Annotated in this window: 29 protein-coding genes, 1 tRNA gene and 2 pseudogenes; 22 read left to right on the forward strand and 10 right to left on the reverse strand. The window is 58.8% G+C overall.

Translation table 11 applies throughout. From position 1 onward, the window contains the following. The first annotated feature begins 49 nt into the window (after window positions 1-49). The 3 genes from ACFPWW_RS07405 (at window position 50) to ACFPWW_RS07415 (ending at window position 1150) form a co-directional block, all read left to right on the forward strand. A tRNA-Met gene (locus ACFPWW_RS07405) sits at window positions 50-126 on the forward strand. A gap of 226 nt (window positions 127-352) precedes the next feature. After that, window positions 353-508: a hypothetical protein gene (locus ACFPWW_RS07410; RefSeq protein WP_377311246.1), complete on the forward strand. Its 156-nt coding sequence runs from the start codon at window positions 353-355 to the stop codon at window positions 506-508. A 27-nt stretch (window positions 509-535) separates the two neighbouring features. Next, window positions 536-1150, forward strand: coding sequence for a hypothetical protein (locus ACFPWW_RS07415; protein ID WP_377311247.1), 615 nt, complete (start codon window positions 536-538; stop codon window positions 1148-1150). Here ACFPWW_RS07415 and ACFPWW_RS07420 read toward each other — a convergent pair. From ACFPWW_RS07420 to ACFPWW_RS07430, 3 genes and pseudogenes are all read right to left on the reverse strand, one after another. Continuing rightward, window positions 1124-1930, reverse strand: a pseudogene (locus tag ACFPWW_RS07420) (recombinase family protein); the annotation flags it as partial. The gene ACFPWW_RS07415 and the pseudogene ACFPWW_RS07420 overlap by 27 nt on opposite strands. A 153-nt stretch (window positions 1931-2083) precedes the next feature. Then, a complete protein-coding gene (locus tag ACFPWW_RS07425) occupies window positions 2084-2881 on the reverse strand; it encodes a hypothetical protein (protein WP_377311248.1) in 798 nt (265 codons plus the stop codon). A gap of 646 nt (window positions 2882-3527) precedes the next feature. After that, window positions 3528-3863, reverse strand: coding sequence for a hypothetical protein (locus ACFPWW_RS07430; RefSeq protein WP_377311249.1), 336 nt, complete (start codon window positions 3861-3863; stop codon window positions 3528-3530). A gap of 851 nt (window positions 3864-4714) precedes the next feature. On the opposite strand from ACFPWW_RS07430, the gene ACFPWW_RS07435 reads away from it, so the two are divergent. The 5 genes from ACFPWW_RS07435 to ACFPWW_RS07455 all read left to right on the forward strand — a co-directional run bounded on the left by ACFPWW_RS07435 (window position 4715) and on the right by ACFPWW_RS07455 (window position 10693). Continuing rightward, a complete protein-coding gene (locus tag ACFPWW_RS07435; RefSeq protein WP_377311250.1) occupies window positions 4715-5893 on the forward strand; it encodes a hypothetical protein in 1179 nt (392 codons plus the stop codon). 330 nt (window positions 5894-6223) lie between these two features. Next, window positions 6224-7288, forward strand: a complete 1065-nt coding sequence (locus tag ACFPWW_RS07440) for a hypothetical protein (protein ID WP_377311251.1) — start codon at window positions 6224-6226, stop codon at window positions 7286-7288. Window positions 7289-7405: 117 nt separating this feature from the next. Beyond that, window positions 7406-7948 (forward strand): hypothetical protein, encoded by a 543-nt coding sequence (locus ACFPWW_RS07445; protein ID WP_377311252.1) that lies wholly within the window; start codon window positions 7406-7408, stop codon window positions 7946-7948. After that, window positions 7941-9920: an AAA family ATPase gene (locus tag ACFPWW_RS07450; RefSeq protein ID WP_377311253.1), complete on the forward strand. Its 1980-nt coding sequence runs from the start codon at window positions 7941-7943 to the stop codon at window positions 9918-9920. Before ACFPWW_RS07445 ends, ACFPWW_RS07450 begins: the two co-directional genes overlap by 8 nt. Then, on the forward strand, window positions 9917-10693 hold the full coding sequence (locus ACFPWW_RS07455) for an ATP-dependent Zn protease (protein ID WP_377311254.1): 777 nt from the start codon (window positions 9917-9919) through the stop codon (window positions 10691-10693). Before ACFPWW_RS07450 ends, ACFPWW_RS07455 begins: the two co-directional genes overlap by 4 nt. Before the next feature lie 236 nt (window positions 10694-10929). On the opposite strand, the gene ACFPWW_RS07460 is transcribed toward ACFPWW_RS07455, so the two are convergent. After that, a complete protein-coding gene (locus tag ACFPWW_RS07460; protein ID WP_377311255.1) occupies window positions 10930-11139 on the reverse strand; it encodes a hypothetical protein in 210 nt (69 codons plus the stop codon). A gap of 358 nt (window positions 11140-11497) precedes the next feature. Here ACFPWW_RS07460 and ACFPWW_RS07465 point away from each other — a divergent pair, with 358 nt between their 5' ends. The 10 genes and pseudogenes from ACFPWW_RS07465 (at window position 11498) to ACFPWW_RS07510 (ending at window position 19180) form a co-directional block, all read left to right on the forward strand. Next, window positions 11498-11905 carry a low affinity iron permease family protein gene (locus ACFPWW_RS07465; protein ID WP_377311256.1) on the forward strand — a complete coding sequence of 136 codons (408 nt, stop codon included), beginning with the start codon at window positions 11498-11500 and terminating at the stop codon, window positions 11903-11905. A 104-nt stretch (window positions 11906-12009) separates the two neighbouring features. Beyond that, complete coding sequence (locus ACFPWW_RS07470; RefSeq protein ID WP_377311257.1) at window positions 12010-12627, forward strand: flavodoxin family protein; 618 nt, start codon at window positions 12010-12012, stop codon at window positions 12625-12627. 268 nt (window positions 12628-12895) lie between these two features. Further along, window positions 12896-13213, forward strand: coding sequence for a PepSY domain-containing protein (locus ACFPWW_RS07475; protein ID WP_377311258.1), 318 nt, complete (start codon window positions 12896-12898; stop codon window positions 13211-13213). A 27-nt stretch (window positions 13214-13240) separates the two neighbouring features. Continuing rightward, window positions 13241-13849: a general stress protein gene (locus ACFPWW_RS07480; RefSeq protein WP_065656238.1), complete on the forward strand. Its 609-nt coding sequence runs from the start codon at window positions 13241-13243 to the stop codon at window positions 13847-13849. A gap of 69 nt (window positions 13850-13918) precedes the next feature. Continuing rightward, a complete protein-coding gene (gene catE, locus ACFPWW_RS07485; RefSeq protein WP_377311259.1) occupies window positions 13919-16063 on the forward strand; it encodes a catalase C in 2145 nt (714 codons plus the stop codon). 42 nt (window positions 16064-16105) lie between these two features. Continuing rightward, window positions 16106-16606 (forward strand): ferritin-like domain-containing protein, encoded by a 501-nt coding sequence (locus ACFPWW_RS07490; RefSeq protein ID WP_003520646.1) that lies wholly within the window; start codon window positions 16106-16108, stop codon window positions 16604-16606. Between the two features lie 76 nt (window positions 16607-16682). Next, a complete protein-coding gene (locus ACFPWW_RS07495) occupies window positions 16683-17342 on the forward strand; it encodes a DUF6766 family protein (protein ID WP_377311260.1) in 660 nt (219 codons plus the stop codon). 10 nt (window positions 17343-17352) lie between these two features. Then, on the forward strand, window positions 17353-17976 hold the full coding sequence (locus ACFPWW_RS07500) for a cysteine hydrolase family protein (RefSeq protein ID WP_377311261.1): 624 nt from the start codon (window positions 17353-17355) through the stop codon (window positions 17974-17976). Window positions 17977-18081: 105 nt separating this feature from the next. After that, window positions 18082-18835 (forward strand): annotated as a pseudogene (locus ACFPWW_RS07505) (IS5 family transposase). A gap of 147 nt (window positions 18836-18982) precedes the next feature. Further along, window positions 18983-19180: a hypothetical protein gene (locus tag ACFPWW_RS07510; protein WP_377311262.1), complete on the forward strand. Its 198-nt coding sequence runs from the start codon at window positions 18983-18985 to the stop codon at window positions 19178-19180. Between the two features lie 21 nt (window positions 19181-19201). Here ACFPWW_RS07510 and ACFPWW_RS07515 read toward each other — a convergent pair whose 3' ends face one another. After that, window positions 19202-19432 (reverse strand): hypothetical protein, encoded by a 231-nt coding sequence (locus ACFPWW_RS07515; RefSeq protein WP_377311263.1) that lies wholly within the window; start codon window positions 19430-19432, stop codon window positions 19202-19204. 79 nt (window positions 19433-19511) lie between these two features. Here ACFPWW_RS07515 and ACFPWW_RS07520 point away from each other — a divergent pair, with 79 nt between their 5' ends. Together ACFPWW_RS07520 and ACFPWW_RS07525 are read left to right on the forward strand one after the other, a co-directional pair. Further along, window positions 19512-19751: a hypothetical protein gene (locus ACFPWW_RS07520; protein ID WP_377311264.1), complete on the forward strand. Its 240-nt coding sequence runs from the start codon at window positions 19512-19514 to the stop codon at window positions 19749-19751. A gap of 145 nt (window positions 19752-19896) precedes the next feature. Continuing rightward, complete coding sequence (locus ACFPWW_RS07525; RefSeq protein WP_377311265.1) at window positions 19897-20421, forward strand: sigma-70 family RNA polymerase sigma factor; 525 nt, start codon at window positions 19897-19899, stop codon at window positions 20419-20421. Between the two features lie 401 nt (window positions 20422-20822). On the opposite strand, the gene ACFPWW_RS07530 is transcribed toward ACFPWW_RS07525, so the two are convergent. From ACFPWW_RS07530 to ACFPWW_RS07540, 3 genes are all read right to left on the reverse strand, one after another. Beyond that, window positions 20823-21050, reverse strand: coding sequence for a hypothetical protein (locus ACFPWW_RS07530; RefSeq protein WP_065656246.1), 228 nt, complete (start codon window positions 21048-21050; stop codon window positions 20823-20825). A 124-nt stretch (window positions 21051-21174) separates the two neighbouring features. After that, window positions 21175-21957, reverse strand: coding sequence for a Crp/Fnr family transcriptional regulator (locus tag ACFPWW_RS07535; protein WP_377311266.1), 783 nt, complete (start codon window positions 21955-21957; stop codon window positions 21175-21177). A 16-nt stretch (window positions 21958-21973) separates the two neighbouring features. Further along, entirely contained in the window at window positions 21974-22333 is a 360-nt protein-coding gene (locus ACFPWW_RS07540) for a hypothetical protein (RefSeq protein WP_377311267.1), read from the reverse strand. A 299-nt stretch (window positions 22334-22632) separates the two neighbouring features. Between ACFPWW_RS07540 and ACFPWW_RS07545 the strand changes: the two genes are divergently transcribed. After that, window positions 22633-22905: a DUF982 domain-containing protein gene (locus tag ACFPWW_RS07545; protein WP_065656249.1), complete on the forward strand. Its 273-nt coding sequence runs from the start codon at window positions 22633-22635 to the stop codon at window positions 22903-22905. Between the two features lie 44 nt (window positions 22906-22949). Further along, on the forward strand, window positions 22950-23198 hold the full coding sequence (locus tag ACFPWW_RS07550; protein WP_377311268.1) for a hypothetical protein: 249 nt from the start codon (window positions 22950-22952) through the stop codon (window positions 23196-23198). Window positions 23199-23222: 24 nt separating this feature from the next. On the opposite strand, the gene ACFPWW_RS07555 is transcribed toward ACFPWW_RS07550, so the two are convergent. Further along, complete coding sequence (locus ACFPWW_RS07555; RefSeq protein WP_377311269.1) at window positions 23223-23558, reverse strand: hypothetical protein; 336 nt, start codon at window positions 23556-23558, stop codon at window positions 23223-23225. 89 nt (window positions 23559-23647) lie between these two features. Further along, a complete protein-coding gene (locus ACFPWW_RS07560; protein WP_377311285.1) occupies window positions 23648-24304 on the reverse strand; it encodes a UdgX family uracil-DNA binding protein in 657 nt (218 codons plus the stop codon). Between the last annotated feature and the right edge of the window lie 216 nt (window positions 24305-24520).

Here is a 24520-nt window from a genome sequence, read left to right on the forward strand (position 1 = left end):
CTTGGGATTTGCGCAATCGGTATTTTGCCAGTCGGCAAAAACCTGGTAACGCGGGGTGGAGCAGCCCGGTAGCTCGTCAGGCTCATAACCTGAAGGCCGCAGGTTCAAATCCTGCCCCCGCAACCACTGAGACTTGAATATTTGCCCATTCAAGTCGCTTCACAGAAAGCTCCTCCGCGTAAGCGTCGAGGAGCTTTTTGCGTTTCTGCTTCGTGTCGAGTTCACCGGCGCGGAGTCGCTCCAGATAGTCGTGCTGCTTCAGCGCCTCGAACTGCTTCTCCAGAATTGTCGCGGCTTCCATCGCAGCCAGGATAGAGGCGATGCGGCCGTGGACTTCGAGTGATGCCGGCTGGTGGCCCGGGGTCTTGCCGATCACGACCTTCTGGATGAACTGGCGCACGATATTGATGAACGGCTGCTTCGTTTCCGTGTCGGCGTGCTCGCGCATGTAATAGAAGGCAGAGTTGATGACCAGCTCTACGGCCTCAGGGCTGACTTCGGCTTTTAGCTTCCTGATCTTCTCCCCGAAATCTTCTTGCGCCGGCGCCTGCTTCAGGCGCGCCTCGAGGCCGGCACGGCGTTCCTCAAGCGTGTCGAGCATGTCGTCGAGGGCAGCCAGACGCGGGCGACCTTCGGCCGCACGATCGCTGATCTGCTGGATGATCTGGCGCTGTTCCTGTTCGGCGGCTTTCAATTCCCCGGAAATGCGCTGGCGCTCGTCCGGTTCCTTCTTCATCGAGGCTGCAAGGTTCTGGCGCGCCTGTCCGGCGACATCGTCGAATACACCCATGCCGAAGAATGCGGCAGGCAGGCAGGACAGAACCCGGTCCTCCAGGTTCTTGCGGAGAATGGTCTTCTGGTTCGTACAGCAGGCGCCGTCGAGCCCGTCGATCGGCAGCTTGTTCTTGTGGTTGGAGCAGCCGTAGCGTTCCTTGGCCATGATGGCGTAGGATCCGCCGCACTCGGCGCATTCCAGCATGCCGCTCAGCAGGTAGCTCGGCCGGTGCGTCCTGTTCAGCCGATTGGTGGTTGTCCGGGAAAAGTTCTCCAGCGTCGTCAGTTGCCGTTCCTTCACCCGCGCCCAGAGTTCATCGCTGATGATGCGCATGGACGGCACTTCCGTCACGACCCATTCGCTTTTGTCGTTTAGGCGCGCGATGCGGCGTTCGGTCTCGGGGTTCTTGCGGTAGTTCTGCTTGTTCCAGACGATCCGGCCGACATAGAGTTCGTTGTGAAGAATGCCGGTCTGGCGTTTGCCATCACCGCGGATGGTGTCATCGCGCCAGTACTCTTCTTGCGGCGCCGGAACGCGCCGCGCATTGAGGCTCTGGGCGATTGCTGCCGGGCTGACCCCATTTGCATATTGTTCAAAGATCCAGCGTACGATCTCTGCCTGGGCAGGTTCGATCTCGCGCAGGCCCTTGATGCGGTCGCCGTTGGCGTCGCGCTGCTGACCGAGCCGGTAGCCATAAGAGAGGCGTGTGGTTGCGACGCCCTTGCGCGCCGCTGTCTTCATGCCTTCTCTCGTGCGGTAGCGGATCTGCTCGACCAGTTCATGGCTGAGTGTGGAGCGCATATGCAGCTCGATATGACTGATCTCCTGGCCGGCCTGAACCGTCCAGATCGCCGTGTCGTGGTAGTTGAGTTCCTTGAGGATTTTTGAGCTGTGCTCGACGTCGCGCGACAGTCGGTCGACGGTGACACAGAGCACGACATCGATCCGCTCGCGCTTTACATGCGCTAGAAGCTGCTGGATGCCGGGACGCGATGTGAAGGAGGTTCCGCTGATCGCGGAGTCGGCATAGGTCTCGACCAGCTTCCAGCCCCTGTCGGCGACAAACGTTTTGCCGAGTTCGATCTGCGTTTCGATCGATACTTCGTTCTGGCGGTCGGTGGAGTAGCGGGCATAGAACAACACAGTCTTGGTCATCGGATCTCTCGTATCGAGATAAAATTATGGACATGGTAACCGGCGGCGGGGGACTTGAGAGCCCCGCTGCGATGCCGGGTCATCATGGCCCGGCATGTGTGGGGTGCCGGCGGCAATTATTGCCGCCGATGAAGTGCTATTCTTGAGCGCTGGTCAGTAACCCATCGTGGCGCGGTAGGTCGCAGCCTCATCGGTGTTGCCGCCAATCCAGCCATGCTGCTGAAGCTTGAGAAGGCTGTCGACGACGCCATCGCGCGCGCCGCACCACGTCCAGCCGGTATCGGCGGGGCGGATAATGAAGACTTCGGTGGAGGTCACCTTGACCCGCGTCGCGCCCGTCTCTGCCTTGACGGCTTCGCGAAACAGTCGGTCCAGTTCCTTGATCCGGCGTTTCTGTTCGGCCGTCAGGTGCGCCGGCTGGGCGGGGGACGGGGTCTTCGACGGGATGGGCGTCGCGGGGATGCGGTGGGTGAGGACGAACACACGGTGCACTCGCTTGCGCCGCCAGGGTGCGCGGTCGATATCGACCATCAGGCCGTTATTGGTCACATCGCAAAACAGCTCGCCACTGATCGCGACGCGGTGGTTTCTCATAAACACGACGCAAGGGTGGCTTTGCTGGATGCCCGTGCGGGCTTTGAGGTATGCCGCAAGGGTCGGGCGACCTTTGATGTCGTGCCATTCTCCTACATAGCCCAGCAATCGCAAGGTGCTCTCGATCTCGTCTTCGCTTGTCTTTGTGACCGCGGGAGCACGGCGGCGGTCTACCCAGACTGCGCCATGACGGACGAGCCGCACGGCATCCCGGACGCGGGACATCGATGTGCCCGTGATGGAGGCCATGGCTACTGTGCCGGAATACAGCCGGGATTTGGTGTCGTTATCGACGTCGTGGAGGTGGTGGGTCTTGATCGCACCGAGTGCGGACGGGAGGTAGATGATGTTGGGCACGTTCGGATCCTTCGTATCCAGGGTGGAGTTGAAGGAATGCGCTCACCACTCTGGATCCCTCAGGCGTCCGTTCGCCCTCGATCCCATCTCTTTGTGCCTGTAAAGCCACCACACGGATAAGGTGACACAGGCTGGGCAATGCTCTGCAGGACGGTCCGCACCGGCCAGAGCCTCTGTAAAAATCGGTACGTCACTCGATCATCGGTGTCACGAGCGCGCCAGGAGTCCTCCCTTGCAAGATTGTCCCGGTTAGCAAAAAGCCAATCAGAAAACCAGTTTCCGCCATGCAAGGGCTTCCGCTGGTGCGCATTCCGGCCGAGGCGTTCACCTCAGCCTCCGGCGACATTATCCATACCCCTTGCGAAATCAATGCAGTGACCTTGCAGGATTCAGGAATATTTGAAAACCTGGCTGACCAGGGCTTAATCAGATCGATAGAATTTTAGCGAATCGGACGGATGCTGATGAGTTGATCTTAGATGATCTGTCCTCCCAGCACTCTGGAAATCCGATTCAGAATCAAACGGCGATTAACCGAGTAATGGGGGGAGGTGTCGTAGAGATTGCAAACGCCGTTGGGCGTTCCCATGACGGGGTTGGGATGACAAAGGGCTGGAACCGTAGTTGGCAGGTCGAACGAAACCGGTCAGTCACCCTCGTTGGCACCGTCAGGATATAGCAGATGGGGCTTGCGGCGGAAGGGCCAGTCGCCATCCCGGTACTTCTCGACAAGCTCATCGAAGACGGCGTGGGATGCGTGTTCGTCGAAGCCCTGCCGAACCAGCATGGAGACGACGACATGCTGAAAGTGTTCCAGCTCTTCGGTCTTCTCGCGCGTCGTCATGCCAGAGATTGTCATGAACAGCGCCGTGCGGGCCACATCGTCGCGTCCTGGGCGTTTGGCCTTTCGATCGGCATCGCGCTGCTTCTGCTGCCGCTCGCGCTGTTTGCTGTTGCGGATCTCCTCGGACTTTGCTGGCATGCACTCTTCCCCGTCAGGTCTTAGGCTATCGATGCCAGACCGTTGTCGCTGCGGCAACGCCGTTTGCATGGAATCGGAAATCCCGGTTTATGAATCGTTTTTTTGGGGTTCTGAATCAAATGATCGCAATTTGAGATCAATTGCGGGCACGTTGAGACAGGTCGAGATAAGTTGGCGAGGGACAAACGGCGGCCGTGAATCAAATGACCAGCGTTTGGAATCAAAAATATCGGACCTTGAATCAAATGAGCGCAATTTGTCTCGACGTGCGGACACGTTGAAACGACCTTTGGGCAAGCTGACAGAAATTACCGACTGCTTCGCGTCGCGCTTGCGCCTGCAGGACCATCTCCATTCCGGAATATGAGGCGGCGAACCGAAATCTTCCGGTTTGGTTCATCCGCGAAGTCGCATGTCCATATGTCCGAGCTGTTCGCGCGGGACGTGCCATCTTCGGGTGGAAATCGAGCATCGCTCTCAGGCGGCGAGACGCTGGCTTCGTGATTACTTCGTCGCGTGCTCCCGTGACGGCAAAACTACTTCGTGAAGGCCTTGAATGTGGGAGGTCGGCTATCCGGCTCCGGATTCTGGGTTTTGCGGTGAAATAATATCGATCGATTATGAGGTTAAAAATTTTTAGAAATATCGTATATATCGACGTTGATTAGTTAATTCTTCGTTTATGTTGAAATATATTCGACGAATTCCTCGAGCAAACAAAGGTTATAAGCCAAGATATAATTAATATCTATTTTACTTGAGTTTGCATTACATCCGTATTGGCGCAATCATATAGTCATCCGATGCGTTGTTCATCGGATACATTGTAAACGCGTCACACGGAGACTTCCATGCGCACCAGAAATGCCAAGGCCACTGCGACCGCCGCCTTCTCCTATAACTATGAAGAAGAGGGGATCGGGCACACAACGCGCGATCTGCTCGAAAGCAGCGCGGCCCATATCTTCGACCTCGGGCGCCGCACCACCGAGCAGACTTTCGAGCTCGGCGACCACTTGAGCCGTGCTGCCGACCTGCTGGCCGACGGCCGGTTCGACAAATGGGTAAAGATGCGCTGCGGCCTCTCCGCGCGCAGCGGTCGCAATTATATGGCGGTGTTCCGCAACCTCGGCCATGTTCGCGACGAACTGGTCGATCTCTCGGTCGGGGCAACAGCGCTGTTCCATCTGAGTTCGGCAACGACCGACCAGATCACGGCGGCCATTGCCTTTGCCGAGGAGAACGGGCGTCTGCAGGTCGTCGACGTAAAGACCATTCTTTCCGGTGGTGAGGAGGGTGGCGACAAGGCCGAGAAGGACGATCAGTTCTGGATGGGCGGTGTTGGCGGGCTGAAAGTGTTGATTGCGGCCAAGATCCGCGATGGAGTGAAGGCGTTCATCGAGCACGTCGTGATGATCTGCAAGGCGGTCGAGGCTGCGCTCAGCAGAAGCCGCGTGATCAAGGAGGCGCTGGCGAAGGAAATCCAGGATATCGCCCGCGTCGCGCGTCAGGAACTGGAAAGCCTGGCCTTGTTCCTCGAGCCGGAGCTCGATTATGGCCGCAACACCAAGCCAACGAAGTTCCCCAAAAAGACCGGCTGGGCAGAGGTCAACGACACGCTCTACACATTGGGTGGCGTCGATGGCTGGCCGAAGTCGAAAGACATGCGTGACTGGCTTGCGCTGCATGTGCTCCCGGTGCTCGGCTGGGCGGTGTCCAAAGAGCGGAAGCCGGAATGGCCGCTCGCGGCGCCAACTGCCCCGGCTTCCGAACCGGCGGTTCCGGCAGAGGCGGACAGCGTCGGCGATCATCACGATGCCGAGCCGGTAATGTTGGACGAGGTCTCTGATGATGCCGAAGTCCCGAATGAGGTGATCGACCGGTTCGGCGCGGCTCTGGAGGAGGCGACCGGCGGCTTCATGACGGTCAGCCGGGAGGCACCGCGAAACCGCAAGCAGTTTGCCAAAGTGCCGGCGCTTGCCGATGACAGCGTTGCCGAGGCTGAACTCGCACCCGCCGTCACGCCTTAAGATGCAGTTGCATGAAGGCCGGTGAACCGGCCTTCCCGCCAAACCCGAAAGGGCCGCATGTCGGCCCTTTTCCTTGTGCCTGATGATGGCGAGTGAAACGCTGAGGCCGACCGTTGCGATCACTGGGCGCTTTCATCGGCCCGGACTTCGTGAGCCCGGCGTTAACCTTGTACCGGCTTTGTTCTTTTTTGTGCTTCCGGGTCCTTGAGCCCAGCTCCCGGTCCTGCCAGGTTGGGGTCGTTCGGAAGACCGGACACAAAACGGCCCAAGGCAGCGCGCCAACGCTACCAAGGGCCTGACCCTCAGCCTTCTCGTAAAAGGAATCGGGCTATGACCACGCATACTCTCTCTACCCCTGCCGGGGAAGTTCTTCGTTCGACTGTCGCTGCGACATCGATGTTCTCCCACCGTTCGTTCGGTATCGGTGCTTACAGCATCGGCGAGCCGGCCGCCTTGCGCCGCCATCCGCATATCGTTCGCTTCGCCGAGGTCGAGGCTGATCTCGATCTGCTGATCGATCGTGCCATTGCGGCGATCGCCGACGGCGAACCGGTCGACGACGAAATCCTCGGCCACTACGTTCATATCGCCTCGCTCGTGCGCGCCGTCTCGTTCCGCGAAGGCAAGCTGCTCGAGCAGGCGGTCGAGCGTCTGGCGAAAGCCAACCCCAACATCGTTGTCTTGACGCAGTCGCTCAAGCTTCCGTTGGTCAAGGCGGCGCTCGAAGCCGTCGCCGGGAACGACTGGTCGTCCCTTGACGGCGTGAAGCTCGACTGCGAGGCGCCAGCCAAAGGCAGCTATACGCCCGACCTGATCCTCGCGAACCGCTCCCGGCACACCGCCTACATTCTCGACCTGAAGCGGTCGCTGGCGTCGTATGGCGATACCAGCCGTCTCGAAGAGTTGAAGCTGAAGATGATGGCCTCGGCGATGGTGCTGCCGGACTGGCTCTATAAAAACCACAAGCGTCTGATGGTCGACACGGTCGAGGTTGCCATCGTCGACGGCGCCAGCCGCCCGAGCGATCATGCCACCGGCATCTGGGCCTTGTCCGAGATCGACGATTTGCTGGAGATCGACGGTGTCGCCGCCTGCATGGCGGAACTGCGTCTGCGCTTCGGCCGCCGCGTGCAGCAGCTTCTGGAAGGTGAGGCGCGCAAGGCGCTGGGTGTGGTGGCAATGCCCAGCTTGGATACGGCGCCCGCCGCTGCCATTATCGCAAACCCGCTGATCGCTCTGAACGGTCCGGCCCGCACTTACGAGGAAGAGCGGGCCATGGCTGCGGATGAAGAGGACGACGGTCACGACCATCTCGGTTGCTTCGACGATCAGGACGACGAGCCCGAACCGGTCCGCATCCGGGTCGGCTTCGCCCGCCGTCCGCGCCGGCACTGACGAGCCGCTAGCCTAACGGCACTGATCGCGGCCGCGCGTGAAGCGCGTGGCCCGCTTCCCCCATTCCTTTCCATTCCGCGAACGTCGGATGCGATGCGCTCCGGCAAGGAGACTCTCATGTCCATCGATACCCACAGCCCGTCTGTGGCCGGCTTCCGTTGCGAAGCGGTCACGACCGATACCGTTGCGTCGCCCTGCCTTCGCAGCAGGCTCGCGAATATCCCTCCTATCCAATCCGATGATCTGGATCGCGGTTCGAGCGATCGCGACGATCCCGCCGTTCTGATCGGGTTGGCGCTCGCCTTCGTTCGACAGGGTCCTCTTCTGGGTGGCCTTGTGCCGGAACCTCTGATGCTGCGGTTGAGTGCAGTCGCCGACGGCGGCAATGCGGCATGCCGCCTGATGCTCGACTGGCTGCGGAGCCGCAACCGGCATCTCGATCGGTCCCGGAACGAACACCTGAGCCTGTCTGTCTCGACCGGTTCGTCGGCTGACGCGCATCCGTCGCGTCGTTCGCCGCGCGAGCGTGTGTTGGCGCGGATCACGAAGCCCGGTGTCATTGGCGGGCGGCGACGTGGTAGGACGCGTCCGCGCGATCCGGTGCAGAACGCCCAAACGGCAATTATTGCCGCGGAGACGGGAGGTCGGATTGATGGATAAGCTCGCCCGACTGTTTATCCGCCGCCTTCGTCATCTTAGCCGTCGCGAGGCACGCCAGATGGCGCTGCGCAACGGTCTTCTGGAAAGTAAGATCGTCGATGTCGATGGTCATCTCACCTGCCGCTACAGCCCGGCTTTTGACACGACACGACTGACCGGCGATCCGATCCGTGACGATACCTGGTTCCGGCGGAATTTTGGTGACTGGCTTATCCCACCGAAGGAAACCGGCAATCAGACGGCTGGCTCTGCTGGCGATGGTGTCGTGACCGCCGGGATCATTCATCCGCCGTTCGCCTCGCAACTCGTGGCCCTCCCTCGGGCGCGTCGTAGCGCAATCGCACAAGACGCAGTGCTGGGCAACAGTATCGATCGGCGTACCTACGCCGTCGGCCTGGTGGATCGGGCGGCGGCCTCGCCACTGGTCAGTCAAATCGTTGCAACCCTGGTTCTTGCCCGCGCGGTGCGCAGTAGCGGACGGTCGCTTCGAGAGATCGTTTATACGCTGACCCGTGTGACACCGGTCGTCACCCTCCATGCGCCACTCGAAGGCTTCGAGCGGGAAGTTTTGCGGCTCCTGGAAAAATCCCGGCTGGTACCGGGCGGCCCGTTCGCAATCATCGAGTCCGATCACATGTTCAACGACGATCACTTCGATGTCCTCGAAGCTGAGACACGCAGGCCTCTTATGACCTTCTCGGGCGCGGGCGTGCATCGTGTCACGGGCAATGCCCTGCGCCGGCGGATGCTCAGCGCGCTGTCCCGCGACTTGTCAGTGCTCGCCATCGCGGAAAAACGGTCGGACATTCCCTCGTTGCTGCAGATTGCCGCCGACCTGTCGCTGGAAACGGGAAAGCTCGACCGGAGGTTCGTCGCCGATCTGGTGGATGTGCTTTACCCGGACGAAGCAATCGATAAGCTCGGCCTGCCGTCGGATTCCGATGCGCGCTGGCTGTCGCTCGAGGATCTGGTCCTTGCGTTTCGTCCTGGGCGGCATATCAGGGACGTATTGCATGTCCTTGCCACGCTCATTGAGCGCAATCGCGGTGACTTCGAGGAAGAGGAGGACAGTGGTGGCGGGAGCCACGACAAGGCATCCGGATCGGCATCGTCGAGCACATCCACCGAGAAACCCCAAGGCTCGCACGAGCAGTCGAAGCCGTCCGACACTGATAGCAACGGTCGCTGGAAGAAGGACAAGCCGTCAGGCGCCGAAGTGATCCAGCCGGAGCCTGCGGCCGAGGTCGACGAGATCCGCAGCAGATCCCCTGTCGTGATCGAAGCGTTGTCCGGATACGGAAAGGCAAAGGATTGGGCGCTCGATCTCAAGGCAGATCTGGATGACTACCGCGCGAGCATCCTCGCTTGGTCGGAGATGAGCACCAAGCTGCTGCTGTCCGGTCCGCCCGGAACCGGCAAGACGACCTTTGCCCGGGCGCTGTGCAACAGCCTGCAAATCCCGTTGATCGTCACATCCGTCTCGACCTGGCTGCAGGGCGGTCATCTCAACGACGTGATCGACAGGATGAGCAAGACGTTTGTCGAAGCGCGGGCCATGGCGCCGGCGATCCTGTTCGTCGACGAGATCGACGGCATCGGCAAAAGGCAGCCAGCCGAGCGGGAATATGCCGATTACTGGAATACCGTCGTCAACAAGGCGCTGGAACTGCTCGATGGCGCTGTCAAGAACGAGGGTCTGATCGTCGTCGGCGCCACCAACCGGCCCGATCATATCGACGAGGCCATCAGGCGATCCGGACGATTGGAGACCCATATCGAAATCCCCAGGCCCGATATCCCGACGCTGGCCGAAATCCTGGCCCATCATCTCGGTGACGATGTGACAGCGCTGATCCGGGGGTCGGTAGCGGGCGTCCGGTCGGAAACCGATGACGGATTCTCGTTGAAGAAGATCGTTGCCGACTATCTGGAGGAAGACGCAGAAAGTGAACGGAAGGGAGCCAGCCGATGACGGAGCCGCAGAACACCAACGCATCGGAACTATCGGCAGCCGCGCAACACGCCAATTCCGCCGATGCGATCCTGCGGCGTCTCGCCACGCGGGCGATGGGGCTGACGGGGGCGGATATCGAACGCATCGTCCGCGAAGCGCGGTTGAAGGCGCGGCGTGGCAAGCGGGCGATCCGCTATGAAGACATCGAAGAGGGCATCCGCGGTCATCGGCCGCCCGTGCCTTATAATCTGCGCTGGCGCTTCGCCTTCCACGAGGCGGGTCACGCGGTCGTGCATCATGCGCTTGATCTCGGACCTGTTCGCGGCCTCAATATCGATTCCGGCGAGGGCGGCTACAATCTCGTCGGCTTCCACGTCTGGGCCACCGACACGCGCGACTGGTACGAACATATGCTGACCATGCTGATGGCCGGGCGGGCTGCCGAGCAACTGGTGCTGAAACGTGTCTCTAGCGGCTCCGGTGGTTCCGACGACAGTGATCTGGCGCGGGCCACGCGGCTCGCCTTCGACATGGAGCGCACCCTTGGCTTCGGACCTGAGCATCCGCTGCTCTATCGGCCGCATCGCGATCCGGGCGCGGTGTTCGACCGTGAACCCGAGCTGGCGGCTCGCGTTCATGCCAGGCTAGTAGCGGCGCTCGACCGGGCAGAGACGATCCTCAGACGACGCAGGCCCACCTTCCATGCGCTCGCAAAGGCCTTGTTCGATGCCCAGGCAATGGATGAAAAGGCCGTGCTGAAAATCCTAACGGACGGTGAGCTGCGGCGCTGAAACGAAGGGAAAAATCGAAGTGCGGGATGAATGCGTAAGTTGTCGTAGAGCATCGACTAAAGGATTGATAGACACCGACGTGGCTGGATCGGTGATGTTCATTGAGATACGTGCTAGTCCGTCACCGTAACTATTGCAGATAACATGCCTTCCTCTTTCAGTCTCAGCAGGTCCTGATCATATTGAAGTCCCTTCCATCTGGAAACCTGCAACGGCCACCGCCGCAGGCTCGCGCTTCAATGGATTTTTCTGATCGAAGAGATAAGCCCCGTGGTCAGCAGTGCGCTTGCAGCTCCGTGCCACAGTGCGTTCGGAACGCCGAAACCATTGACGGCAAGGCCGCCGAACAACGCACCAAGTCCGATTGCGAGTTGCGTGATCGAGACGAAGAGTGCGGCGATGCTTTCGAGCTGGTCGAGCGCGGAGCTAAACAGGAAAGTCTGCATGGCGATCGGCAGCGGGCGGCTGCGATGATTGCATGGTCGTTAGGGGCTTCCGATGTTCGCATCAACCTCGCAAGTCGGCTCTCACCGTGGGCTTACGACAAATCAGCGGGTTTTTTGTGTTTCTGGACTTATGAAATAACGACAAGCGTTAAGCGAACTTAGTCCCGCTTTGTCCTAATGCATAAGCAAAGTTGGAGGCTGCTCACTTCCGTCTGGCCTCTAACCTCGGAACCATCTGCTTTTTCCTTTGTTAGTGCCAACTTAAATGCAGCGCACGTTGTCGAGCCGACGTTCTTAGACAATACGACAGGTGCGTTTTTGCGTCGGAATCGGCGTCAGCGGTAAAGTGCAGCACGCTATGAACAAGTTCTTCACCCTTTTTGCCAGCCGTACCGCGTCCTTTTCCGGGTCGCCAACTGCGTTTGTCGTGGCGCTCGGCACGATCATCGTCTGGGGAACAAGCGGGCCGCTGTTTGGCTTTTCGGAGGTCTGGCAACTGGTCATCAACACGGGCACCACCATTGTCACCTTCCTCATGATTTTCCTCGTGCAGAATTCGCAGAACCGGGATTCTGCAGCGATGGAAGCAAAGCTGGACGAACTCCTGAGGGCCGTGGAGCAGGCACGCGCTGATTTTATCGGGATCGAGCATCTCACGGAAGACGAAATAGAGGAGATTCGCGCCCGGCTGGAAAAGGAAAACGGGCCTGAAGGCGAGAAGCCGCCTCCGCATCACGCCATGGCGCGACTGCTTTCCCGGCGTTAGGTCAGACGGTTTGCCAGCTGGCGGCGGCGGTGACCGTCTCCTGTCGCCGGGACACAGTCACCCACACCAACATGCGGCAAAGCCCGCTGACAGAAGGAGCTATCATGTCTCCCAAGGTCCTCGCATTAAATGCGACACTCAAGTCTTCCACGTCGGCAGAGCCGTCGTCGACCGAAAAACTGCTGACATTGATCCTTCGGGAACTCGGCGATCATGATGTGCAAACCGAGACGATCAGGCTTGCCGATCATGACATCAAGGCCGGCGTTACGTCCGATGAAGGCGAGGGGGACGCCTGGCCGGCCATCCGTGAAAAGATCGTTGCAGCCGATATTCTTCTGTTTGGAACGCCGATATGGCTCGGACAGCCCTCGAACGTGTGCAAAAGAGTGCTGGAGCGCATGGATGCATTTCTGGACGAGACCGACGAGCAGGGGCGTATGGTTTCCTATGGGAAAGTCGCCGCGGTGGCGGTCGTCGGAAATGAAGACGGTGCTCATCATGTTTCGGCGGAACTTTTCCAGGCCCTGAATGATGTCGGCTTCACTATTCCCGCAAATGCGGTTGCTTACTGGGTGGGAGAAGCAATGGGTTCGAAGAATTTCGTCGATCTCGATGAAACGCCGGACGCCGTTAAAGCCATGGTCAGCATGCTTGTGCGCAACACGGTGCACCTGGCTCTGCTCCTTAAGAACAGTCAATATCCGGGCGACAAGGACTGACGTTATCAGGCCGGCACTGCCGGCTTTTCCGCCAAGGACGTCGTATAAAACGGCTGCTACTCCTCACCATGCCCCGTCCGGCGTCGCGGGTAAGGCGATCATCATGTGAGGCGGCATTCTCCCCTGCCGATAATTATTTTCGGAACTCTCTGCATGTCGGTTTGTTCGAGAGGCGTTCATGCCGGCCCGAGATGGGTTTCCCGTCTCTCGGAGGAAACTCCCGAAAGGGAGGCTCGCAATCCATGATCCTAGCGGAGGAAAAATCCAAATGAAGAAAACTGTTTTCGTTGCGTTGCTCTTAGGCGGCGGTGCGCTGTCGGCTTTCGCCCAGCAGACGCCAACCGCCAATCCGGGTGGCGATACGCCGGCTGTCGCGACACCGGGTGCCAATAATCCCACGGCTCCGGTGGAGGGCGCCAATAGCTTCACTGAAGCGCAGGCCAAACAGAGGATGGAAGAGGCCGGTTACACGCAGGTCAAGGACCTGACGAAAGACGACAAGGGTGTGTGGATGGCATCGGGCATGAAGGGCGGCAAGACCGTGGCCATAGCGCTCGATTATCAGGGCAACGTCGTCGCCAAGTGAGGCGCGCAGGATTTTGGGAGAAGTGACATGAGAACCGTAACCGGACTTTTCGACGACTATGATGATGCAAGTGCCGCCGTTTCCGAACTGGAAAGAGCGGGCGTGCCGTCAAGCGATATCAGCATCGTTGGCAGCAACGCCGACAGGCGGCATGGAGAGGATTCCGATTCCAACGCAGCGGAGGGCGCAGGCACAGGTGCTGGCATCGGCGCACTTGTCGGTGGCGCGGGCGGTCTGCTGACGGGGCTGGGATTGATGGCGATCCCCGGTGTGGGGCCGGTGGTTGCAGCGGGCTGGCTTGCCGCAACAGCGGTCGGCGCAGCGGGCGGCGCCGTTGCCGGTGGCGCTGCCGGCGGGCTTATCGGAGCCATGACCCGTTCGGGCGTTTCCGAAGAGGATGCCAATCTTTACGCCGAAGGGGTGCGCAGGGGCGGTACGCTGGTCACCGCCCGCGTCGAAGATAATCTGGTGCCGGAGGCCGAGGCCGTGCTCAAGCGGCAGGGCTGGGTCGACCCTGCGGAACGCCGCGCGGCCTATCGCGAACAGGGCTGGACGGGCTTCGACGAGGCGTCGAGACCCTTTGCGCCGGAAGACGTTGAGCAGGAGCGTAACCGGTACCGTCGCTCCGCAATTTGACGAACTCACCCGTCAATCCGGGGGCGTGGTTTTGCCGTCGCCCCCGGTCAACGCCTTGTAGGAGCTGACATGGCCAGAAAACCAGATTCCACCTCATCATCCGCCACCGCCACCATTCACGACCAGAAGCTTGTTCGGGGGGATGGCGGCGAACTGCACCAGACTGCGGCCGGCGACGAGCCCGTGCTAACGACCGCGCAGGGCGGGCCGGTTGCAGACGACCAGAATTCTCTTCGAGTTGGTCCTCGCGGGCCGCTTGTCGTGGATGATTTCCATTTCCGCGAGAAGATTTTCCATTTCGATCACGAGAGAATCCCCGAGCGTGTGGTTCATGCCCGTGGTTACGGCGCACACGGCTATTTCGAGACTTACGACTCCCTTGCCGCCCATACCAAGGCTGATCTCTTCCAGCGGGCGGGTGAAAAGACCCCGGCCTTCGTGCGGTTCTCGACCGTCGCCGGCAACAAAGGGTCGGCCGATCTTGCGCGGGATGTGCGCGGTTTTGCCGTGAAGCTCTACACCAGGGAGGGAAACTGGGACCTTGTCGGCAACAACATTCCCGTCTTCTTCATTCAGGATGCGATCAAGTTTCCGGATCTCATCCATGCCGCCAAGCAGGAGCCTGATCGCGCCTTTCCGCAGGCGCAAACCGCACATGACACCTTCTGGGATTTCATCAGCCTCACGCCCGAAAGCATGAACATGGTCATGTGGATCATGTCGGATCGGACCATTCCGCGCTCCTTCCGGTTCATGGAAGGTTTTGGGGTGCACACCTTCCGCTTCATCAACGCGAAGGAGCAATCGACCTTCGTGAAGTTTCACTGGAAGCCGAAACTCGGATTGCAGTCTGTAGCGTGGAACGAGGCGGTCAAGATCAACGGCGCCGATCCCGATTTTCACCGGCGCGATCTTTGGGCGGCGATCCAGTCCGGCAATTTTCCGGAATGGGAGCTGCAGGTTCAGCTTTTTGATCAGGATTTCGCCGACAGCTTCGATTTCGACGTTCTCGACCCCACCAAGATCATTCCCGAGGAGATATTGGCGCCGAAACCGGTCGGCCGGCTTGTCCTCGACCGTATGCCGGACAACTTCTTTGCCGAGACCGAACAGGTGGCGTTCATGACGCAGAACGTGCCGCCGGGCATCGATTTCAGCAATGATCCGCTGCTGCAGGGCAGGAATTTTTCCTATCTCGATACGCAGCTGAAGCGTCTCGGCGGGCCGAACTTCACGCATTTGCCCATCAATGCGCCCAAGTGTCCTTTCGCGCATTTCCAGCAGGATGGCCATATGGCGATGCGCAATCCGACCGGACGGGCGAATTATCAGCCAAATTCGTTCGGGGAAGGGCCAAGGGAATCGCCCTCGCGTGGATTCCGGCATTTCCCTGCCGAGGAGCAGGGCGCCAAGGCAAGGTTGCGGCCGGAAAGTTTCGCCGATCACTATAGTCAGGCGCGCCAGTTCTACATCAGCCAGACGCCACCTGAACAACGTCATATCGCATCGGCGCTCACCTTCGAACTCAGCAAGGTGGAAACTCCCGTCATTCGTGAGAGGATGGTCGCGCATCTTCTCAATATCGACGCAACGCTTGCCGCGACGGTGGCGCAGAAGCTTGGCCTGCAAGCCATGCCGAAACCGGCGGATGCCGCCATGCCAACCCGTCAGGATCTGGAGCCGTCGCCGGCGCTCAGCATCGTTCAACGGGGTCCCAAACGGTTCGAGGGTCGCAAGCTCGGCATTCTCATTACCGACGGCGTAGACGCCAAGCTGCTGAAGGGGCTGACCAAAGCGGTCGACGCAGAAAAAGCTGTGTTCGAGCTTATCGCGCCCAAGGTCGGCGGGGTAACGGCGTCGGACGGCACCTACGTCGAGGCACATCACATGATTGATGGCGGGCCTTCGGTGCTTTTCGATGCGGTGGCGCTGCTGACATCGGCGGCGGCCATCGATGAGCTGATCAAGGAGGCAACTGCGCGGGATTTCGTCGCCGATGCGTTCCAGCACTGCAAATTCATTGGCTACGACCAGTCGGCGCTACCGTTACTGGAAAAAGCGGGAATTGCCGATGTCATGGATGAAGGCATGCTGCCATTGCCGGGTGAAGGAGGACTGGCTGCCTTCGTATCAGAGCTCGGCAAACTTCGAGTCTGGGCGCGCGAACCGTCGCTCAAACTCGGCAAGGCCTCCGTGCCCGTCGATAAGCAGTGAAACACCCACTCTCACTCACCACCAAGCAACAGGAGACTAAAAATGGCTGAGAAGACATTGGAAGACCTTTTCCTCGATACGGTGAAGGATATTTATTTCGCGGAACGCCAGATTCTCAAGGCGCTCCCGAAAATGGCGCGGGCTGCGCAGTCAGCGGATTTGAAGGCGGCATTCGAAAAGCACAGGGACGAGACGGAGGTTCATGTGGAGCGATTGCAGAATGTCTTCGAGTTGCTCGGCAAGCCGGCACGCGGCAAGACCTGCGAAGCGATCCAGGGCATTATTTCGGAAGGCGAGGAAATCATGGAGGAGTTCAAGGGCTCTCCCGCGCTCGATGCCGGGCTGATTTCTTCGGCGCAGGCCGTGGAGCACTACGAGATCACCCGTTATGGCACATTGAAGACATGGGCGGTCGAACTCGGCATGAAGGAAGCCGCTAAACTGTTCGAACAGACGCTGGGCGAGGAAAGCGCAACGGATACGGCCCTCTCTTCGCTTGCCCAGGCACGCGCCAACGTGAAGGCTAAATCCAAGGCGGCATGAGCCGTCACGCGGACGTGCCGCCGATACCGGCGGCACTTCCAATTTTACAGTTGTCTCTTTCATGCGAGGCTGAACCATGAGGCTCTTTCGCGACAATGGATTGACGATTGTCCTTGTCCTGACTTCCCTGTTGACAATCGGTGGCATGCTTGCGACCGGCTGGGTCGTTTACAACGAGGAGCTTGCGCAGCATCAGGCGATGCCCCTGACGCTTCTTTCCTACGCAAAGAGCGGCCATTTTCTTTCCGCCCTGTTCGAAAACTGGGAGAGCGAATTTCTCCAGATGTCGGCATATGTCATGCTGACCGCATTTCTTTTTCAGAGAGGCTCGTCGGAATCCAGGGACCCCGATAAAGCTGCATCGCAGGATGAAGATCCCGCACAAAAAGCAGGTGATCCCGAGGCGCCCTGGCCGGTGAAAGCAGGGGGATTTATCCGCGCCCTCTATTCCTATTCTCTGGGATTGGCGCTGTTCTTCCTTTTCATCGTCAGTTTTGTTCTCCATCTGAAATACAGCGCTGACGCGGGGGCAGTGGAAGCCGCCATGCACGGTGAGCCCGAGACAACGCTATTTGCGCATCTGGGAAGTGTGGAATTCTGGTTTGAATCCTTTCAGAACTGGCAATCCGAGTTTCTTTCGACCGCGGTTCTCGTCGTTCTCTCCATCTTCCTGCGCTTCCGCGGGTCGCCGGAATCGAAACCCGTTGCCGCTCCTCACAGTGAGACCGGCGGATAGGGAGGAGGAATTGATCGAGTTTTCTGCCGAGGGAGACTGGCGGCACCTGTGCGTCGACATGCAACGCGTTTTCGCCGAGGATACGCCATGGCATGTCGAATGGATGGACCGCATCAGCGAGGAGGTGGAGGCTGTGGTTCAAGGCGACCCCGCCCGATGCATCTTCACCTGTTTTGTGCCGCCGAAATCTGTCGAGCAGGCCCCCGGTGCATGGCGGGCCTATTATGAAAAATGGCCGATGATGACGCAGCAGTCGCTGGCCCCGGAACTGATCGGTGTTATACCAGCGCTGTCGCGCTACATACCGCCCGCCCGTATCTTTCGTAAAAGCGTGTACTCCCCCTGGCTGCATGGAGGCCTTGGCGACATCCTGCGGGAGGAACGGGTTTCAACACTGGTGATTACCGGCGGCGAAACAGATGTCTGCGTTCTCGCCACCGTTCTGGGAGCGATAGACCAGGGTTTTTACGTCATTCTGGTCGAAGACGCGCTTTGTAGCGGAAGGGATGCGACGCACGATGCGGCGTTGAAACTGCTGTCCGGCCGTTTTTCGACGCAGTTGCAGGTGTGCGATACGGCGACACTCCTTGCGGCGCTTCCCAGGCAGTCCGCTTCGCGGTTCATGGGCCCCTAATATCAGAATTGCTTCGGGCGATCGGCTAGGCTCGAAACCCAATCAAATTGTTGATGGGATTAGCTATCCATGATTCATTGCCTGCAGAAGCAGGAGTGTTTGACCATGGCAGGCGAATTCTGGCTTGATGACGATCAGTGGGCGGTGATTTCGCCGCTGCTTCCGACCAACCAACCCGGCGCTCATCGTACTGACGACCGCCGGGTCATCAGCGGGATCATCCACGTCTTGCGGTCCGGTTGCCGGTGGCAGGATTGTCCATCCTGCTACGGGCCTTCGACAACGGTCTATAATCGCTTCCATCGCTGGTCAGCTAGAGGGATATGGCGGCGACTGTTTGAAGCTCTGGTGCAAACGAGCGATCGGGACATCCATATGATCGATAGCACTACCGCAAAAGCACACCGTTCTGCCGCTGGCGGAAAAGGGGGGCGGATGGCGAAGCAATCGGTCGATCGAGAGGCGGCAGATCGACAAAAATCCATGCTGTTGTCGATGGTTGCGGCCGTCCAGTTGCGTTGCGAATAACGCCTGGGCAACGCGGTGATGCACCCGTTGCCATCCCGCTCCTTGAGCCCTTGCCGCCAACACGGCTCTGCGCCGCAGATACGGCTTACGACAGCGACGCCTTGCGCAGCTTCCTGATAATACGCGGCACGGAACCAGTCATTCCCAATAATCCAACCCGAAAGAGGATCAGACCGTTCGACCCGGTCGCTACCGAAGACGGAATATCATCGAGCGGACATTCTGCCGTCTCAAGGACTGGAGGCGTGTCGCAACCCGATACGACAAGCTCATGATCAACTTCGCCGCAACCTGCTACATCGCAGCTATCGTCACATGGTGGATCAATTGAGTCTGGAGCCTAAAGCAGCCAGCGGTCTGTCGCCAAGGTTCCGCCGTTTTGATGATGGGCTGACCGTACGTCTTGACCGAAGAAAAGGAACAAGCTTGCCCGAGCGAAGTTAGGCCGCCTATCTTCACATGAACCGGAGGCTCCACCGTGGCCCAAACCGTTGATCACGAAACCAGCAACAGCCTGAATATCGAGGCGGCCAGTCCCAAGGTGATTAAGATCATAGTGGGGGAGCGGACGGTGCTCGAGGGCGTGCTGAACACCGGCAGCGTCTTGAGAGTGCAGACAAAAGAAGGCGCCGAGCCACAATCCATCGAACTTGCGATCGAGGACCTGGCTCGGTGAAGATTGTGGTGTGCGACCGGATTAACCCTGGAAATTGCCCTCGCTGGTATCTCGTTCGTCGTAGTTCAAATCCCAGTCCTTCTCGGGTTTCTTGACGCCGGGCGGCAGTCTGTTGACCGTTGCGTCGTCCGAACCGGTGATAACCCTTGGCTTCGCGCTCGCCACGCCGTTGTTTTTCGAGGTTTTCTTCCCGCGCGCAAATTGCGGTTCGCTGTCCTTGTGAATCTGCTTCAGCTTGTCGTTCTTGTTCATGACGTCCTCCTTGATCCCTTCCTAACAGTTTTACAGCACCGCTGTTCCCTCAATGCCTCAGCAAGATCGGAACCTCTCCATGACGCTGCGGTTAGAAGACCTGCCGGATAGCGGATCCGTCATTCCTGTAACCATAAGCGGAGATGAAGCGATGAACCGACCCGACAAGGACACCCAGCCGGAGCCCGGTACGGACGATGCCCGTTCCGGTGATAGTGAAGAAAGCCGCCGGGACCGGGAACAGGCGAGAAAGAACGCGGAACGCATGATCGAACAGAGGTGGCGGAGGCAACCGCCCGGGCGCGCGGATGAGGTCTGAAACCAACTGTCCTATCTAAAGTATCGCGCGCGCCTGCGGTTTTCCAATCGACGCCGTCGAAATCTCCATTGATTTCGCCATTGTACGTTGGCGTACAGCAACTAAGCGTCCGCCGAGACATTTCCCATGGTGAAAGGATGGGAAAATGGCCAAGCACGCTGTGAGTGGAGTTTCCGAAAACACATTGAGTGAAGCGCAGCTGGAGGTGTTGCGCATCGGTATTGCGGAACTGGCGCCGGCCCTGACGGCTTTTGCGCGCCGCTTCGTCAGAAATGAGGAGGATGTTGACGATCTCGTTCAGGAGACGATGTTGCGGGGGCTTCGGGCTCTGCATGGTTTTACCCCCGGCACGGCGTTGAAATCATGGCTCTTCACCATTTTGCGCAACACGTTCTGCACCCGCTACAAGGTGTCGAGGCGTGAATGCGTTGGCTTGCCGGTCGGTATCGAGCAATCCATGTCTACCCCTGCCAGCCAGGAATGGCGTGTGCAGCATCAGGAGGTCATGCGGGCTATCCGCCATCTCGACAAGGACCAGAAAAAAGCTCTGCTGCTCGTGGCGGCAGGGACGAGTTATTCCGATGCCGCCGCCATCTGCGGCTGCCGTGTGGGCACCATCAAAAGCCGCGTCAACAGGGCGAGGGAGTCGCTACGTCGAAATCTGGACTGAGTGCTGGTGACAGCCAGCCGGGCGCCGCAGACTGGTGGGCGCTACCTGTCTTGGTGGTGACCTTGATGTGTCGTGTTTATCTTTATGTTTGCCTGCCTCCCGGTCTGGGTTGAAACCTTCTGTTCCTTGACGGCGGAGGTTTCTTCCGTGTTCAGACGGTCGTTGTCGCCGGGCCCTTGCTGGCTTCTGTTCTCTTCGGGAATGGGGAGGGTTTTCCTGGTCATGTTATACCTCGTCCGGCATGAGTTCAGTGGAGCCACCCGAACCATGCTTGCGCAGGTTTGTTCCCCTGTCCCTTGGCATGACGAGGTACGCGATTATCCGAAACCGTAGAGGAACGTCCTTTCAGACGTCACCGAACCTGAGACCAAGGCGAACGACAGCGGGGTAAGGCCGGAAAATCAGCCGACAAGCAATTTGGTTCGAAAATAGAGAGTTGCGAGCCGCTGAAGTTTCAGGGGATCGACAACGCCGCGATCATACATTTTCAGGACATAGCGGGCGACGTCTGCCCGGCACAAAGCCGGGTCGCGTTCTGCGGACAGAACATTCTCGTAGGCTGCCTTAACGATGTTGATGTCTTCGTTCAGAAAAATTCCGGAACTCTGGTACTCGTGATTGGCGTGCATTTCACCTCCTTGAAACGCGTCCTGCATTTCACAGCGTGAGGGAAGATGAATCCATACTATAGGGAAATGGCCAAACGTAAATGTTCGGAAGCGTACCGAACGACGATTGAGAAGGCCGTCCGGACTACCGAACCCCGCTGCTTTCGACAATGACGAGGTCGCCAAGCGGGATTTCAGACTGGTATTCGGGCAGAAAGCGGGCGAATATACGATTGCTTTCCTCTTCAGGCATGCCGTAGAGATCGCGCGCATAGGTCTCGAGCATCTCGCGGTTCCTGATCGTAATTCTTCCCCTTTCGGAACGAATGAACCCATGGCTTTCGAGAAGGTGGAGGGCGTCCGTTACGCTTGCGCGCCTGACGGCCAGCATGGTGGACAAAAAGTCGTGGGTCAGTGGCAGCTGATTGCCTTCTACGCGGTCGTGGCACATCAGCAGCCAGCGGGCGAGCCGCTCCGTTACGGACTGGGTGGCATTGGAAGACGCCGTGTATTCCACCTGCGTTCTTGAGATGTGCAGGGCACAGACAAGAATGTCGAAAAAGACCCGATATTTTTCAAGAAGCGCTTCAAACGACCGCATATCCATGAAAAGGGCTTCGCCGGGAGCCTGTACCACGATTTCAGTCAGGTTTGTTTCCGCGCCGGCGACAGCCCCTGTCGGTACAAATCCCTCTCTCCCGACAAGCCCCGCTTCGGTTTTGCGCTCCGATTTGGTGACGACCACGACGGAGGCAATCCCGGATGACAGGAAGAAAACACGCTCGACGGGCGCGCCGGCGGGTATCAGCACATCGCCCAATGCGAGCTTGATGGGTATGCAGACGCCCGTTACTTCACGCCTGATGTCATCTGGCAGAAGAGAAAGCAGAAAATTCGCTTCGCCATCGCCCCCGGCTTGTTTCAGCATAACACGTGCCTCGCTTTTAATGTCTGATGCCCCCTCCTTGCGCCATCAAAGCGGAAACAATGTTTTCGATGTCTTCCGAACGTGCGGAGAGGACAAAAGGTCCCGGCTCGCTGTCAATAACCGTCTCTGGCACGAAAAAAAGATAAGGAATTGCCTCTTCGTCCAGTTGTTCGGTGAGACGCAGCATGACGTCCGCCTCGTAACGAACGTCAATAATCGCCGCGGCAAATTTGAGAGCGTCTTCACTTTCAATGAAGCTGGCCGAGTAGGGCCCCTCCAGGCCGATTTGGGCATGAAACCACGCCATTCGGATTTCCGATGTAACAGTATCTGTCATGCCGATGATTGCGATGGTGAGGCGTTTAACGGTCTGCATGCTTTACTCCTCGCACACCCATCGGCATGCGTGTGCCTGTTCCCCACCATAACGCCTGAGCAAGACGATTTCAGCCGCCCGGTCACTGAATTTATCAAATAAGCGCGAGGGGAGTGCTGCAATGTCAGAAATTGATCCCGAAAAACAGCGGCCAATACTCGAATTCGAGAGGTAATGATCTGATGTTCTAGCGTCTTGCGGCGGAACAATTGCGCATGAGCGGGGTTGGGGCGTCTTCCGGATTGGAAGGATCTCCTTCTTCGAGATGCGAGCCGGTGTTAGCGAGGGAAGATAAGACAATGACCACCATTCCGCTGATCGGTGCCGGTGCGCTTGAGATTTCGCTGGTCAGCCGGCAGTTTCTGATCGCCGACATGAAAGAGGCAATCTCTCTGCTGGAAGAACACTGGCCGGTAAAAACCGGTGTCCACTATCGTCTTGCCCTCAGGAGTTGCCGACTCGCTCTGTTGCGAAATGGCTCCTCAACCGTTGCGCGGGAACACCTGATTGCCGCGTGCCTGGAGGCGGGCGTGAGCCATAAAGCCGTTTCCACCGATCAAATCCGTCTTTAGGTCAGTCCATGCGAACTTGTATTCATCCATAGGGGAGGTATCCGATGGCGGGGAAAAATAATGACATGGCTGATGAGCCGCGGGAAAGCATCAGGCCCGAACAGGATATGAACCGACCGTTAAGTGAAAGGCTCGACTCGAAATTCTCGCCCATCGGCATAGATGATGGCGATTTTCGAGGGCGCAAACGGACGTGGAAAACCATGATGGTCTATACGCTGGTCATATTTGCCCTCGCTGTTGCGATTGCACTCTATTTTCTGACAGGAACACATCCCGGCCGCGCGGTGTGAGGCGAGGCCGGGACCGGTTCCGGTCTATACTTTGCCAGCTACCAGATCGAAGCTGCCGATCGATGGAAAGCAGACTTCTTCGCTTCTTCGCCGCAAGGGAATATCCACCTGATAGGGCACAGCCACCATCAGTTGCAGGGAGGTGCGCAACCGGTTCGGTGCCGTGGTGTCGGTCAGGGTCAGATGGGCGGTCGCAGCAAGGCGTTCCGCCTCGTGCGTTGGGACCACATTGCTCTCCAGCAGCTTCGCAGCCGCCAAAGCCAGATGGCGGCTGGGGTAAACTGCCCTCATGACCTCAGAGACGACAACGGCCCACCCGTTCTCATGCGCGATGATCTGGTATTCGATGCTCTTTTCCATGGTGTTCAAGCCTCCCTGTTCGGTCGCACCTAACCACGATGGGAAAAGCTTGTTCCTCACGTTGGGGCGATTGCGGCAGGCCGGTTTCACTAAGTCGTCGCGTCAAGGATTTCGCCTATTTTGTGCAGGTCGGAGACGAAGGCGCGGTGCTGTCGATCCGCCTCCTGCCGGTCGCGAAGGCGCAGCAGATAAGACGGATGGATAGTGACGAGAAGGCGTGTGCCGCCCGGCGTCAAAAGAACATGCCCGCGTTTCTTCGTCACGCCGCTTGCGCGTCCCGTCAGCGCGTAAAAGGCCGTGGCGCCCATCGCCACGATAAGGTCTGGCTCGACAAGCCGCAGTTCTGCACCCAGCCACCAGGCGCAGCGCTGCACCTCCCCGCCGTTCGGGCGGGCATGCAGACGTCGTTTCCCACGCTGCTCGAATTTGAAATGTTTTACGGCGTTGGTCACATAACATTGCGAACGATCCACACCCGCTTCTTTGAGGCATTCGTCGAGCAGGCGGCCGGCCGGACCAACGAAAGGCCGTCCTTTCAGGTCTTCTTCATTGCCGGGCTGTTCGCCGACGAGGACAACGCGCGCCCGGGTGTCGCCGTCGCCAAAAACAAGCTGGGTAGCGTTCCTGTAGAGATCGCATCTTTCACAGCTTTCCGCTTCCTTGCGCAAAGCGCTAAGTGAGCGCGCACCGGCGCTTTCGGGCTGGAAGGCGGGTGGCGGACGGTTTTTGCGCGTGCTTCGTGCCAAGGTGGTGGCTCCCCGCTGATACGGCCATCTCCCCCTTCCGTGACGGTTGGGGTCCACATACCCAATGACCGGGTTTCGATGTATAATGCTGCCTGAAAAATCGGTCAAAATTTGAACTTGCGGCCATTCTGCGGTGCAGGAACGATCCGTTCTACCAATTCGTACGAAAACGTACTCACTGTTTTCATGAGATTTTCCGCTGCTAATATGACTGCC

It is taken from the genome of Rhizobium sp. GCM10022189, assembly GCF_042656325.1.
Taxonomy (GTDB): Bacteria; Pseudomonadota; Alphaproteobacteria; order Rhizobiales; family Rhizobiaceae; genus Rhizobium.